Raw genomic sequence first — 13,656 nt, 5'->3', positions numbered from 1 at the left:
ATTTGCATCTGAACTAATACAGATACTCATGTTAAAAAAAGCTTATTTAATACCAGCAATCGCTTTATTATCACCATTACATGCACAAGAAAAGACTTTTAAATGCAAAGAAATTTATGATGCTGTCCAGTTAATGGATGATGGAAAATATGATGAAAGCATTGCCTTATTGAAACAATGTGAAAAAGTTGACCCTAAGGATCATACATATCCCTATGAAATTGCTCTAGCATATACTAAAAAAGCAGATTATAAAAATGCTATTTTACAACTGGAAAAAATTAAAGGGTATTCTAATCTTAATGACCGTTATTATGCACTTCTTGGTAATACATATGATTACTTAAACAATCCTGAACAGGCAATAAAAATTTACAATGAAGGTCTAAAAAAATTTCCTTCTTCCGGAAGGCTACATCTTGAAAAAGGAGTTGTGCTGGAGCTTCAGGAAAAGTTCAAAGAAGCCATTGTGAGTTATGAAGATGGAATCAAAGCAGAACCTTCATTTCCTTCGAATTATTACAAGATTTCCAAGTTATACTTGAATTCTCCCAATATTCTGTATGGCCTTATGTATGGTGAAATATTTCTAAATCTGGAGCGTACTACATCCCGAACTCAGGAAATGAGTAAGCTTTTATATGATAATTACAAAAAAGCTGTAACTTTTAATAATCAAGATTCAGTAAAAGTAGATCTTTGTGAAGCGATCATGGATATTAGTGTCAAAAAAATTCCCTTCTGTATTATTTTTGGTAAATACTTTATGCTGGGAATCCTTGATCAAAAAGAGATTAATCTCGACACACTATCTTCAATAAGGAGAAAACTCATAGCCGGATATTTCAAAGATAACAATGCCCCAAATGTATTGCTAAGCTATCATAAAACAATGGAAGACAATAATATATTCAATGCTTATAATCATTACATTTTTCAGATAGGAGATCAGGAAGCTTTTAAAAACTGGCAGGCCAATAATAAATCAGAATATGATAAATTTGTGGAATGGTATACTACCAGCACTAATATTCTTAAGATCGACAAAAATAATCTGTATCTATCCGATCAGATAAGAAAGTAATATTTCATTAATGAAAAACCTTCTCAAATACATTCATTCTCTCACTCCATTTTCAGCCGAAAGCTGAGCGATACTTCAGCATGCACTTTCAGAGAAAATTTACAGAAAAAATGAACAGATATAAGAAAGAGAAGAATTTCCAATTCAAAATTCTAAAAATGGACAACAAAATTCAGGAAATAAAAAATCATGTAGAAAGACCGGCAACAGAATTTTTAACCGGGGGATTCAGACCTCAGAATACATTGGAAGAATCATGGATCGGCCGTGTTTTTGCCTATGCTGAATCTGAAGAAATACCATTAGACAAAGAAGGAAAACAGATGATGCCGCTCATACAGCTCTACCTTCCTAACCAGCCTTTTGTACCTGAACAAATCAAAGACAAAAAGTTAATAACAGTCTTTATATCACACGATTTTCCGGATGCACTGGAAAAGATGGGAGACCATTGGATAATCCGAGAATATGAAAATCTAGAAGAAATAGTTATTAAAGACCTGAAAAGTTCAACCTCTTACTTAAAACCATTCCCATTAAGCTCCAAGTTATTTACTAAAGACGCTCCTATATGGGATGGCGGCGGTCTCGAAGATCTGGAAGGTGAAATGGAAGATAAAATTCTGGAGCTTGAAGAAGAAGGAATTATCAATAGTTATTATGATATCATGGAACATTGTTATAGTACTAAATTAGGTGGTTACCCTTCTTATTGCCAACCGGGCATTGGAATCAAGGATGGCTTCGGAAAAGGTTTTGAATATGTTTTTCAGGTTTCATCAGATAATAAAGCCCAGCTGAATGTGGTAGACAGCGGAAGCTTTATGTTTGCCAAAAATAGTGAAACCAAAGAATGGAGCTTGTACTATGATTTTTATTGATTGAATTATTAGAAAAATAAAAACTTTGTGGAAGCTGTCAGTCAGTTTGTGAAAACAACAAAGTAATTTAGTATTCACAGTTTATAATTATGAAATTATCAAAAACAAAACAGACCGTTTCCAATGAAACAGCCTGTTATTATTTATTTTAATTCCTGCCTAAAGCAGATCAATAATTAAAATTTAAGATCTCCATTCACCTCTCTTACTGCATTAGCAGCTTCAGCGAATTTCAATTGCTCTTCAGCAGTCAAAGTTACATTTACAATTGATTCTACTCCGTTTGCTCCAATAATAGCAGGAACACCTAAGCAGATATCGTTTTGCCCGTATTCTCCTTCAAGCATTAAAGAACAAGGAATCATTTTCTTTTGGTCACAAGCAATTGCCTGAACCATTACAGAAACTGCTGCACCTGGAGCATACCAAGCAGAAGTTCCTAATAATTTAGTAAGAGTAGCACCTCCAACTTTAGTTTCTTCAATTACATATTTTTGTTGATCTTCACTTAAGAACTCAGTTACAGGAACCCCATTTCTTGTAGCTTTGCTCAATAATGGAAGCATACCTGTATCACTGTGAGCAGCGATTACCATACCGTCAACATCAGAAATAGGAGCTTCTAAAGCTTCAGCCAATCTGTATTTGAATCTCGCTGAATCTAATGCACCACCCATACCAATGATTTTATGCTTAGGAAGACCTGAAGTTTTGTGAACCAGGTAAGCCATAGTATCCATTGGGTTAGAAACTACGATGATGATTACTTCCGGAGAATGTTTTACTAAGTTTTCAGTAACCTCCTTCACGATACCGGCATTGATACCGATCAGCTCTTCTCTTGTCATCCCAGGTTTTCTTGGAATCCCTGAAGTGATTACTGCTACATGAGAACCTGCAGTTTTGCTGTAATCTCCTGTTGTACCCGTAATTTTTGTATCAAATCCGTTAAGAGACGCAGTTTGCATCAAATCCATTGCCTTACCTTCAGCAAACCCTTCTTTAATGTCTACTAAAACTACTTCCGAACAGAAGTTCTTCATTGCGATGTATTCCGCACAGCTTGCTCCTACAGCGCCTGCACCTACTACAGTTACTTTCATATTGTTACTTTTTAAATTATTTTTTGTTAGTTAAGTTTAAATTTGAAACTCCCCAAATTTAATAATTCCTGAAAAAATGCGCAATTTTTCAGGAATTTAATTAGAATTAAAATAAATTAGTTGACGTTCAGTAAAAACGTATATAGCTTTTTCGCTCCGGAAAGCACTTCATTGTAGTTTTCTTCGGCCACCTCAGTATCCAGAACCTCTTTGAAGTTTTTCCACATGGGTCCCGTATTTTCCTGATAACATCCGAAAAAGTTGAAAGTAACGGCATCAAAGCCTTCCGTTTTAGACAGCTGTTTTGCAATAACATTTCCCCCTAACGTAGAACCTTCAATCACGTACATCGCTCCCAACGCTTCATGCTCGTTATCGAATTCAAGATCGTGGGAAGGAGTCTGATGATCCAGAGAAAGGCTTTTAAGATCTTTTTCAATAAGAGAAAGCTTTTTTCTCTCATCAAGCTGAAGTTTCTCAGCATACTTGCCGGAAAGGCTGCTGAATATTTTATTTTCACTGTGAAGAAGCATCAGATAATTGGTGTGGATGATCTTTTTATAATCTTCTAAGGTGAAAGTCTTATTAAAAATTTTCTCAGAATTAAAGAGTTTCTCTGCTGCATCGTGATATTCTGCAGTATTTTGTTTAAGATATTCTGATACCATAAATAACGTTTTAAAAGTTTCTCAAATGTAAGGCTTTTTGAACGTTAAAATGAAAGAAGTGCCCTCTTTATTACTCTCATAATCTACATTTCCGCCTATTCTTTTCATAATACGGTGTACAATGGATAATCCTACTCCATTTCCTTTGAATGTCTTCGCATTATCCATCCTGTTGAAAATTTTAAACATCTTATGTTTTTCTTCTTCCGGAATACCGATTCCATTATCAGAAATTCTGTAAATAATAGTCTGCCCGTCTTCCGTTCCTTCAATTTCCACTTTTGGGCGGTCTTTATGAGATGAATATTTTACAGCATTATTGATGATATTAAGAAATACCTGATGAAGCATGGTTTTATCAGCCAATACATCCGGACATTCCTTAATAATGATTTCACTTTTCGAACTCCCATATGTCATTTTGGCGTTTTCGGAGATCTTTTCAATCGTATGAGCCGTTTTAAGACTTTCAAGCTGTATCTCACTATGCTTTGCCCGGCTGAGCTGAAGCACATCATGCATCATTTCAGCCATATTATCAATCTCTTCAATAATGGTATTAATCTTATTTTTACTCTTTTCAGAATCACCGGCAAGATTTCCCAAAAGCATCTGTGCATTCAGTTTCATGACGGTTAAAGGAGTTCCCAGATCGTGAGATATCGTATAAGAAAAACTGTCGAGTTCTTCATTTACTTTTTTAAGCTCATCATTAAGCCTTTTGATGGCGTTATAATTTTTATGAGAGGTTTCCAGAATCAGATCCCTTACAGCTTTTACGGCACTTATATTTCTGGAATTCCATCTTTTGGAATGCCCTTTAATATTTTCTGTAAAAATACGGAAGGAAGTTCTGGGTGATACCATCTGTCTTTCTTCTCCGTTTTGAGAAAATACACCCACTTTTTTCTCCGGATTTCCAGCCCAATTAATATGTTCATCAAATTCTTTTCTGAACCAGATCAGCATTTCATTTTTACCCCTTTCAATAAAGTAGATGATGATACCCGCTGTTTTTTCAGACAATTTCAGTTCATTTCCATGGTCCTTAAGAAAATTACGGCTGATATAAATACGATCTGCTGTATTTTCCAGACCCCATTCTATAATTCTGCCGATGGTTTCAGAATCCGGTGTATTTCCATCTGTCACAATGGTGTCATCAGAAATAATCGCCAGTCCGTCTGCTTCCGGCAAATTTCTTATCTCGCTTTTACATTCGATAAGAGAATCCAGTAAATGATTATGTTTTAAAAATTCCGTTTTCATGGAAGATAATATATCATTCAACTCCAGACGGTAATTCAATTCATTTTTCGATTTAAAAGATGAATAGGCATTGGCAGCCAGAGCGGTAAAAATTCCCGCCTGTACACGATCTCCCAGATCAATATGTTTGGGCTTAATATTCTGGCAGGTTACCAATCCCCACAAGTGATCATCAATGATAATAGAAACACTGAAGCTGGAAGAAACCCCAAAATTTTTGAGATACTGTCCATGAACCGGTGACATGGCTCTGGACCCGGTAAAAGTAAGATCAATATTCTCTATTTTTTTGCTTAAGATCGGGACAATATCAGCGTATACATTACTGAAAATTCTTTTCCTTTTCTTAAGATAAAGCTCGCGTGCCTGCTTTGGAATATCAGATTCCGGATAATGAAGTCCCAGGAAGCTTTCCATATCTTCATTTTTTCTTTCCGCAATCACTTTCCCTGAACCGTCCATCATAAATTTATAGACCATCATGCGGTCATAATTTACCACTTTGGATAATGTTTCAAGCAAATGGTTCCAAAGTTCCTTTTCATTGTCTATGCCGTAAAAATTATCATATTTGTTGGAGATCCGTTTATCAGGATTGATCAGTACTTGCTCAAATTCCAGAAAAACATGTTGTCCGCTTCTGAAAACAGAGAAGTGATACTCTTTTTCACTGATAAAAATTTTATCAAAATAGGTTTCGTTTTCCCTTCTTGTAAATTTATCCAACGAATTATAAATCTCTGAATCTATAATACTCTGAAAACTTTCAGGAAAATCAGTAAGTTTTCTGTCGAACAGCTCATTTGAACTCTCAATTTTAAATATATCCGAAATATTCCTGCTAAAAAAAGTAATGGAACGGGACTCCGCATCAATGCCAATCATATACCCAAAACTTTGTATAGAACCCGGAATATGGATAGGTTCTTCATGGCATTCTATAAAATTCATATATCTTTTCAGTCTATCAACCAAATATAGCGTTTTTTTAAACAGCTTTTGATTTTGTGGTACCTAATTTCATAAGCTCTGCCTGTATCCAATTGCATTACCTTTCATCATCCAGATAGAAACTCAAAGCACATTAAAAAATTCTCCGTTTTTAACCCTTTTTAATATGATATTTCTAAAATATACGAAAAATTTTCCAATAATGATGTTTCCTATCCTTTGACTATGATTCATAACATGATTTACATATTATTAACCTTAATAATTGTGTTATTAAAACAAATTTCGCTAAATTTATATCACCAAATAATGAATATGATTAAAAATTCTTTGAATTATTCACAATAAATTCAATATAAAATTTAAATTCAAATAATACTACTATGAAAAAGTTCCCTTTAATTTTATTTTCTTTAATTCTCTCCATAGGATTATGGAATCCGTCCGAAGCCTGTACAAGAGTTGTTTATAAAGGACCACAAAATACCGTTATTACGGCACGTTCTATGGACTGGCGTGATGAGATCCCGGCCAATCTCTGGGTGTTTCCAAAAGGAATAGACCGAACCGGACAAACCGGACCTAAATCCGCAAAATGGACCTCTAAATACGGAAGCCTCATCAGTTCTTCATGGGACATCGCTTCAGCTGACGGATTAAACGAAAAAGGACTGGTGGCCAATTTGCTATGGCTTGGTGAATCCCAATATCCGAAATTCGATCCTAAAGGAAGTAAAAAGGGACTTGCTATCTCTTTATGGGCACAATATTACCTTGATAATTTTGCAACCGTAAAAGAAGCCGTAGAGTTCTCCAGAAAAGAACCTTTCGTGGTAGTAAGTGATTATATTCCGGGAACAGAAAGATTTACAACCGTTCACCTTTCTATTTCCGATGCTTCCGGAGATAATGCTGTATTTGAATACATCAACGGAAAGCTCGTGATTCATCATGATCCTTCTTATACCGTAATGACCAACTCCCCGATCTTTGAAGAACAGCTGGCCCTTAACAACTACTGGAAGGGAATTCCGGGAACTATTATGCTTCCGGGAACCAACCGCGCCGCAGATCGCTTTGTAAGAGCATCTTACTACATTAATGCGATTCCGCAGACTGCTGATATACGTACTGCCGTGGCAAGTGTGTTCAGTGTGATCAGAAACTGTTCTGTACCTTACGGAATCACTTCAGCAACGGAGCCTAATATTTCATCCACAAGATGGCGCTCTGTTTCAGATCAGAAAAATTTAGTGTACTATTTTGAAACCGTTTTCACACCGAACACCTTCTGGGTAGATCTTAAAGATTTCGATCTGAGTGCCAAAGGAAAAGTAATGAAGCTGGATCTAAGCAACAACCGCACATATAACGGGAAAACAAACACGGATTTTAAAGAATCCGCACCCTTCAAGTTCTTAGGATTAAACTAGGTATTCAAAAGTAAAACAGAAATACTTAAGCTTAAACCTTTGCACTAAGTACGCTGAACTACAATTGAAAGAGTAACCATTCTCCTCTCCTGGAGCGAGGAATTCAAAGATTAAAATCTTTTGAATATGGGGTGGTAAATAATATTCTCAATAAAAAAACAAAAAATAAGATATGGCCTTTTTTTCAATTAAAAAGAAAAGCCTGGTCTTCTGCATGTTAGCCTTTGGGCTATCAGCACATGCACAAAATCAGGATTCTCTCAAAACCCAACCTCCTCAACAGGAAGAAGACAATGTAAAATATCCGCAGCTGCAGATCAAAGGCCTTTTTCAGGCACGTTATCTTGTAGGAATGTCCAAAGATGTAGATGTAAACGGAGTTCATCATACCGATGGATCCGGAACGGATAATAATTTCCTACTTAAATACATGAGGGTTCAGATACGGGCACAGATCAGTAAGCGTACAGAAGTTGTAGTGTTGGCCAACCTTGCCGACTTTAAAAATGATCCTAAAAGCAGAGTTCTGGAAAACGCTTATCTTAAATATACTTTTAATCCCAAATTAGCCATTACCGTGGGGCAGTTCAGGCCTTGGTTCGGGATTGAAGAAACTTACCCGATTGATATCATTAAATCTTTAGACTGGTCCAACCAATATACAGAATTCGGAAAACTGGGCTGGACGAGCTTCCAGATCGGGATGTCTGCAACAGGACAGCTTCAATTGGGAGAAATTCCTTTTCAATATGCGGTTTCTGTAGTTAACGGAAACGGTAAAAACCAGATCAATGATAATGACAATGGAAAACAATATTCTACCCGTCTGGTTTTCGGATTATCTAAAAAATACAATTTCAATGTTGGCCTGAATGGAGGTATCGGGGAAGTATTCAGTAAAAAAGTATATGCTCTCGGGGTTGACCTTAGCTCATTGGTCAAATTCGATCCGAAATGGAGTCTGGATATGCAGCTGGAAGCCAAACAGGCAACCAATCATATATTATATAATTCCATTGCTCCGGAATTACGTCCTGATAATCCTGATCAGTACTTGGTTCGCGGGGTCTATTTCCTTCCGAATTTAAGATATGAGATCAACCACAAAAACCTCAGCGCTTTTGAATTATCCTGTCGTTATGAATACCTTGATACCAATTTCAGAATGGATTCTAATCCAAGACAGACCATCACTCCAATGGTAGGACTTGAATTCCTGAAAAACTATGGTGCAAGAATTCAGCTGGGTGTACAGTTTGACCGCTACAAATACCAGGTAGAAAATACCAACCAATACAATAACAATCTATTTATTGTACAAGTACAAAGTAGATTCTAAAGATTAAATAGTTAATATCATGAAAGAAATTAATATTAAAAACGTTGCAATCACATTTGCAGTTGCGTTGATCATATGGTTCATTCCGGCTCCGGAAGGTGTTGCTGAGAATGCCTGGCATCTTTTTGCCATCTTTGCGGCAACTATTTTAGGAATCATTTTGAAAGCCGCCCCCATGGGGACGATGTGTATGATGGCGATTGGATTTACAGCCCTTACACAGGTAGTAGCTCCTGGAGATGCCGGAAAATCCATTACCAAAGCACTTTCCGGTTTTGGGGATAAAGTGATCTGGTTAATCGGGATTTCCTTCTTTATTGCCAGAGGATTTATTAAAACCGGTCTTGGAAACCGTATCGCCTTTTTATTCATCAGAGTTTTCGGTAAAAGTTCACTAGGACTGGCTTATGGATTAGGTCTTGCTGATGTTTGTCTGGCACCCGCTATTCCAAGTAATACAGCGAGAGGGGGTGGGATTATTTATCCTATTATGAAATCTATGGCCATAAGTTTTGACTCTGTTCCGGAAAAACCGGAAACCCACAGAAAACTGGGATCATTTTTAACGTTGAACAGTTACTATATGAACCTCATTGCATCCTCTATGTTCCTTACAGGGACTGCAAGTAACCCGATGTGTCAGAAATTTGCAGCCAATCTGGGGATAGATATCACCTGGATGTCCTGGGCCGCCGCAGGTTTCCTTCCCGGCTTAGTAGCATTCTTTGTTGTTCCTCTGGTATTATACAAATTATATCCACCAGAACTGAAAAAAACCGGTGATGCTCCTAAAATGGCAGCTCAGAAATTAAAAGAAATGGGCCCTATCTCCAGAAATGAATGGTTAATGTTATTGGCATTCTTCATTCTTTTGGCTCTTTGGATATTTGGCGGAGCACTTTCTATTGATGCTACAACTACTGCATTTATTGGTTTAACCTTATTGCTGCTGACCTCCGTATTAACCTGGGAAGATGTAAAAAGTGAAAAAGGGGCATGGGATACCATTGTTTGGTTTGCTGTTCTTGTAATGATGGCAAGTTCTTTGAATGAATTGGGGTTCATTGGCTGGTTCAGTAACCTTATTAAAATACAAATCGGAGGTTTGAGCTGGCAGGTAGCTTTCCCTGTTATTATTGTAGTCTATTTCTTCAGTCATTATATTTTTGCCAGTGCTACAGCCCACGTAGCTGCAATGTATGCAGCCTTGCTAGGTGTAGGGGTTTCTTTAGGAATTCCTCCTATGCTATTAGCAATGATGCTTGGTTTTATGGGCTCAATTTATGGTGTACTTACCCACTACGGCCACGGTCCGGCACCTGTATTCTTCGGAAGCGGATATGTTGATCTGAAAATCTGGTGGCTGAGAGGTCTTGAAATAGGAATCGTTCTTCTGATCATCTATATGGCTGTTGGAGGATTATGGATGAAAATTTTGGGATATTATTAATTATTAAATCAAAAATATGTTATCAACATTGTCAAGAAAAATGCTGATGTGTCTTACAGGTCTCTTTCTGGGATTCTTCCTGTTGATTCATTTCTTAGGAAATCTTCAGCTTTTTCTTCCACAGGAGCAGGCTCATCTGCAGTTCAATGCCTATTCACATTTTCTATCCGGAAATATCATTATTAAAATAGTTTCTTATGTTTTGTATGCCAGTATCATCCTGCATGCAGTAGACGGGCTGGTCATTACGTTAAAAAATAAGAAATCCGGTGGCGGATATCAATCGGATAACCGGGGAAGAGCCAGTAAATGGGCTTCCAGAAATATGGGAATTCTCGGAACATTAATCCTGATCTTTCTGGTGATCCATTTCCAGAATTTCTGGTACATCTATAAATTCGGAAACCCGCCTTTAGATGAGAATGGAAATAAAGATTTATACATTCTTGTTGTAACCATTTTCAAAGAATGGTGGTATGTTCTTATTTATGTATTCTCAATGATCGCTTTATGCTATCATTTAATCCACGGGATACACAGCGCTGTAAGAACACTTGGGTTATATCATCCTAAGTTCGTGAAATGGTTCAAGGCCATTGGAACTGCCTATTCAATCATTATCTGCTTAGGTTTTGCCTTAATGCCGGTGTATGTATTCTTTACTTATTATTAAACAGAACGATCATGATTTTAGATTCAAAAATACCACAAGGCCCATTGGAACATAAATGGGAGTATTATAAAAAGAAAGCCAAACTCGTGAATCCTGCCAACCGTAAAAAGCTTGATGTGATTGTTGTAGGAACAGGGCTTGCTGGGAGTTCTATTGCAGCTTCTCTGGGTGAAATGGGATATAATGTAAAAGCATTCTGTTTCCAGGACAGCCCGAGAAGAGCCCACTCTGTTGCAGCACAAGGAGGTGTGAATGCTGCAAAAAATTATAAAAATGATGGTGACAGTGTTTACAGAATGTTTGTAGATACCTTGAAAGGAGGTGACTTCAGAGCCCGTGAAGCCAATGTATACCGTATGGCCGAATGTTCTTTAAACCTCATCGATCAGGCTGTAGCACAAGGCGTTCCATTTGGCCGTGAATATGGTGGCTATCTCAACAACCGTTCATTCGGGGGTGTTCAGGTAAGCCGGACATTTTATGCCAGAGGACAAACGGGACAACAGCTTCTTCTCGGAGCCTATCAGGCTTTAATGAGACAGGTAGGTAAAGGATCTGTACAGTTATTTTCAAGACATGAAATGCTTGATCTGGTCACAATTGACGGTAAAGCCAGAGGAATTATCGTAAGAAATTTAGACACAGGAGAAATTGAAAGACATGCAGCCCATGCTGTGATACTAGCTACAGGTGGTTATGGAAAAATTTATTACTTATCTACTTTAGCAATGGGATGTAATGGTTCTGCTATTTGGAGGGCGCACAAAAAGGGTGCTTTAATGGCTTCGCCAAGCTGGATTCAGGTGCATCCTACTTCTCTTCCACAGTCCGGAGATTATCAATCCAAACTTACTTTAATGTCTGAATCATTACGTAATGACGGACGAATCTGGGTTCCTTTACAACAAGACGAGAAAAGAGCTCCTCATGATATTCCGGAAAATGAAAGAGATTATTACCTGGAGAGAAGATATCCCGCATTTGGAAATTTAGCTCCAAGAGATATCTCATCCCGAGCAGCAAAAGAAAGAATTGATGCAGGATTTGGAATTGGCCCTCTGAAAAATGCAGTCTATCTTGATTTTTCCAAAGCTATTAAAGAACAGGGAAAAGAAAAGATTCAGGAGAAGTACGGAAACTTATTCGATATGTACCTTAAAATCACGGGTTACGATGCCTATAAAGAACCAATGATGATCTCACCATCAGCACACTTCTCAATGGGTGGACTTTGGGTAGATTATGAATTGATGACTACCGTTCCGGGACTTTTTGCACTTGGGGAAGCCAATTTTGCAGATCACGGAGCCAACAGGCTGGGTGCTAACTCCCTTTTACAGGCTTCTGTGGATGGATATTTCATTGCGCCCCACACCATTGCCAATTATCTGGCAGATGAAATTCATACCGGAAAGATTTCACCGGATACCCCTGAGTTTGAAAAAGCAGAAAACGCTGTGAGAAACCAGATTAATGATTTAATCAATATCAAAGGAACTAAAACCGTTGACTATTTCCACAAAACACTGGGAAAACTTCTTTACGACTATTGTGGACTGGCAAGAAATGAAGAAGGTCTAAAATATGCCATTCAGGAAATCAGAAAACTAAAAGAGGAATTTTACAAAGACGTAAGAATTTCCGGGCAGAATGATACAATGAACAGCGAGCTTGAAAAAGCAGGCCGTGTTGCGGATTATTTTGAAATCGGAGAATTGATGTGCTATGATGCCTTAACCCGTAATGAATCCTGTGGTGCCCACTTCCGGGAAGAATTTCAGACACCGGACGGAGAAGCTATGAGAAATGATGCGGAATATCAATTTATTTCTGCATGGGCATGGACAGGTGAAAACAACGAACCTGAACTCATCAGGGAACCTTTAATCTTTGAAGAAATTCAGCCAACGGTAAGAAGTTACAAATAAAAAAACAAAAATTATGGATTTACACCTTAAGATATGGAGACAGAAAGACAGAAAAAGTGAGGGGAAAATAGTCCCTTACGACCTGAAAGGATTGAATCCCCACATGTCTTTCTTAGAAATGCTGGATACCTTAAACGAAAGACTTATCACTGAAGGCGATGAACCGGTGGAATTCGATCACGACTGCCGTGAAGGAATCTGCGGACAATGCGGGATGATGATCAATGGTATTGCTCATGGTCCTTTAAAAAATACAACTACCTGCCAGCTTCACCTGAGATCATTCAAGGACGGTGAAACTATTCTGATAGAGCCGTTCCGTGCAGAAGCTTTTCCGGTGAAGAAAGATTTAAAAGTAGATCGTTCCGCTTTTGACAGAATTATCTCTTCAGGAGGTTTTGTATCTGTAAATACCGGTCAGGCTCCTGATGCTACGGCTATTCCGGTTACCCATCAAACTGCCGAGGAAGCTTTTGATTCTGCAGCCTGCATAGGATGCGGTGCATGTGTTGCCACCTGTAAAAACGGAAGTGCAGCCTTATTTACTTCGGCAAAGATCACACATATGGCGCTCCTTCCACAAGGAAAAGAGGAAAGAAGCAAACGTATTCTCGATATGATTAGCCAGATGGATTCAGAATTATTCGGACACTGTTCCAATACAGAAGCCTGTGAAGTAGAATGCCCACAAGGAATTTCTGTACTGAATATCGCCAGAATGAATTTTGAATATAGCAGAGCTTTGTTTTTCAGGAAGAAGAATTGATAAAAGGGTGAAAGGGAAAATGGCGACGAAAGCGAAGAGGAAGGCATATAGAATTCCTTTGTCTTCTTAAATTTCTTCATTTTTTAACTCCTGAACATTTTCTCCTAAAAA

11 protein-coding genes are annotated in these 13,656 nt (G+C 37.7%); 8 read left to right on the top strand and 3 right to left on the bottom strand.

All coding sequences use genetic code 11. The features are described 5' to 3' along the window. Nucleotides 1-28 precede the first annotated feature (28 nt). Together F3J23_RS02980 and F3J23_RS02975 are read left to right on the top strand one after the other, a co-directional pair. Nucleotides 29-1,084: a tetratricopeptide repeat protein gene (locus tag F3J23_RS02980; RefSeq protein WP_167023842.1), complete on the top strand. Its 1,056-nt coding sequence runs from the start codon at nucleotides 29-31 to the stop codon at nucleotides 1,082-1,084. A 158-nt stretch (nucleotides 1,085-1,242) separates the two neighbouring features. Then, entirely contained in the window at nucleotides 1,243-1,965 is a 723-nt protein-coding gene (locus tag F3J23_RS02975) for a DUF1963 domain-containing protein (RefSeq protein ID WP_167023839.1), read from the top strand. 176 nt (nucleotides 1,966-2,141) lie between these two features. Here the strand turns inward: F3J23_RS02975 and F3J23_RS02970 are convergent, their stop codons facing one another. The 3 genes from F3J23_RS02970 to F3J23_RS02960 all read right to left on the bottom strand — a co-directional run bounded on the left by F3J23_RS02970 (nucleotide 2,142) and on the right by F3J23_RS02960 (nucleotide 5,956). Beyond that, a complete protein-coding gene (locus tag F3J23_RS02970; RefSeq protein WP_045500033.1) occupies nucleotides 2,142-3,068 on the bottom strand; it encodes a malate dehydrogenase in 927 nt (308 codons plus the stop codon). 116 nt (nucleotides 3,069-3,184) lie between these two features. Then, entirely contained in the window at nucleotides 3,185-3,736 is a 552-nt protein-coding gene (locus tag F3J23_RS02965; protein ID WP_167023836.1) for a biliverdin-producing heme oxygenase, read from the bottom strand. Nucleotides 3,737-3,757: 21 nt separating this feature from the next. Continuing rightward, nucleotides 3,758-5,956 (bottom strand): ATP-binding protein, encoded by a 2,199-nt coding sequence (locus F3J23_RS02960; protein WP_167023832.1) that lies wholly within the window; start codon nucleotides 5,954-5,956, stop codon nucleotides 3,758-3,760. Between the two features lie 383 nt (nucleotides 5,957-6,339). Between F3J23_RS02960 and F3J23_RS02955 the strand changes: the two genes are divergently transcribed. The 6 genes from F3J23_RS02955 to F3J23_RS02930 all read left to right on the top strand — a co-directional run bounded on the left by F3J23_RS02955 (nucleotide 6,340) and on the right by F3J23_RS02930 (nucleotide 13,545). Beyond that, on the top strand, nucleotides 6,340-7,389 hold the full coding sequence (locus F3J23_RS02955) for a linear amide C-N hydrolase (protein ID WP_167023829.1): 1,050 nt from the start codon (nucleotides 6,340-6,342) through the stop codon (nucleotides 7,387-7,389). Between the two features lie 172 nt (nucleotides 7,390-7,561). Then, nucleotides 7,562-8,728, top strand: coding sequence for a porin (locus F3J23_RS02950; protein ID WP_167023826.1), 1,167 nt, complete (start codon nucleotides 7,562-7,564; stop codon nucleotides 8,726-8,728). Between the two features lie 19 nt (nucleotides 8,729-8,747). Continuing rightward, nucleotides 8,748-10,178: an anion permease gene (locus F3J23_RS02945; RefSeq protein ID WP_167023823.1), complete on the top strand. Its 1,431-nt coding sequence runs from the start codon at nucleotides 8,748-8,750 to the stop codon at nucleotides 10,176-10,178. Between the two features lie 16 nt (nucleotides 10,179-10,194). Continuing rightward, nucleotides 10,195-10,851 carry a succinate dehydrogenase cytochrome b subunit gene (locus tag F3J23_RS02940; protein WP_167023821.1) on the top strand — a complete coding sequence of 219 codons (657 nt, stop codon included), beginning with the start codon at nucleotides 10,195-10,197 and terminating at the stop codon, nucleotides 10,849-10,851. 11 nt (nucleotides 10,852-10,862) lie between these two features. Beyond that, complete coding sequence (locus F3J23_RS02935; RefSeq protein WP_167023818.1) at nucleotides 10,863-12,779, top strand: fumarate reductase/succinate dehydrogenase flavoprotein subunit; 1,917 nt, start codon at nucleotides 10,863-10,865, stop codon at nucleotides 12,777-12,779. Nucleotides 12,780-12,792: 13 nt separating this feature from the next. Then, entirely contained in the window at nucleotides 12,793-13,545 is a 753-nt protein-coding gene (locus F3J23_RS02930; RefSeq protein WP_167023815.1) for a succinate dehydrogenase/fumarate reductase iron-sulfur subunit, read from the top strand. Nucleotides 13,546-13,656: the final 111 nt, after the last annotated feature.

Source organism: Chryseobacterium sp. Tr-659 (genome assembly GCF_011752975.1).
GTDB lineage: Bacteria > Bacteroidota > Bacteroidia > Flavobacteriales > Weeksellaceae > Chryseobacterium.
This window is presented reverse-complemented; position numbering and strand designations above follow the sequence as displayed.

Bases quoted from the DNA above. Each gene is read 5' to 3' on its own strand.
- F3J23_RS02980 (WP_167023842.1), top strand. From the start codon at position 29: ATGTTAAAAAAAGCTTATTTAATACCAGCAATCGCTTTATTATCACCA.
- F3J23_RS02975 (WP_167023839.1), top strand. From the start codon at position 1,243: ATGGACAACAAAATTCAGGAAATAAAAAATCATGTAGAAAGACCGGCA.
- F3J23_RS02970 (WP_045500033.1), bottom strand. From the start codon at position 3,068: ATGAAAGTAACTGTAGTAGGTGCAGGCGCTGTAGGAGCAAGCTGTGCG.
- F3J23_RS02965 (WP_167023836.1), bottom strand. From the start codon at position 3,736: ATGGTATCAGAATATCTTAAACAAAATACTGCAGAATATCACGATGCA.
- F3J23_RS02960 (WP_167023832.1), bottom strand. From the start codon at position 5,956: ATGAATTTTATAGAATGCCATGAAGAACCTATCCATATTCCGGGTTCT.
- F3J23_RS02955 (WP_167023829.1), top strand. From the start codon at position 6,340: ATGAAAAAGTTCCCTTTAATTTTATTTTCTTTAATTCTCTCCATAGGA.
- F3J23_RS02950 (WP_167023826.1), top strand. From the start codon at position 7,562: ATGGCCTTTTTTTCAATTAAAAAGAAAAGCCTGGTCTTCTGCATGTTA.
- F3J23_RS02945 (WP_167023823.1), top strand. From the start codon at position 8,748: ATGAAAGAAATTAATATTAAAAACGTTGCAATCACATTTGCAGTTGCG.
- F3J23_RS02940 (WP_167023821.1), top strand. From the start codon at position 10,195: ATGTTATCAACATTGTCAAGAAAAATGCTGATGTGTCTTACAGGTCTC.
- F3J23_RS02935 (WP_167023818.1), top strand. From the start codon at position 10,863: ATGATTTTAGATTCAAAAATACCACAAGGCCCATTGGAACATAAATGG.
- F3J23_RS02930 (WP_167023815.1), top strand. From the start codon at position 12,793: ATGGATTTACACCTTAAGATATGGAGACAGAAAGACAGAAAAAGTGAG.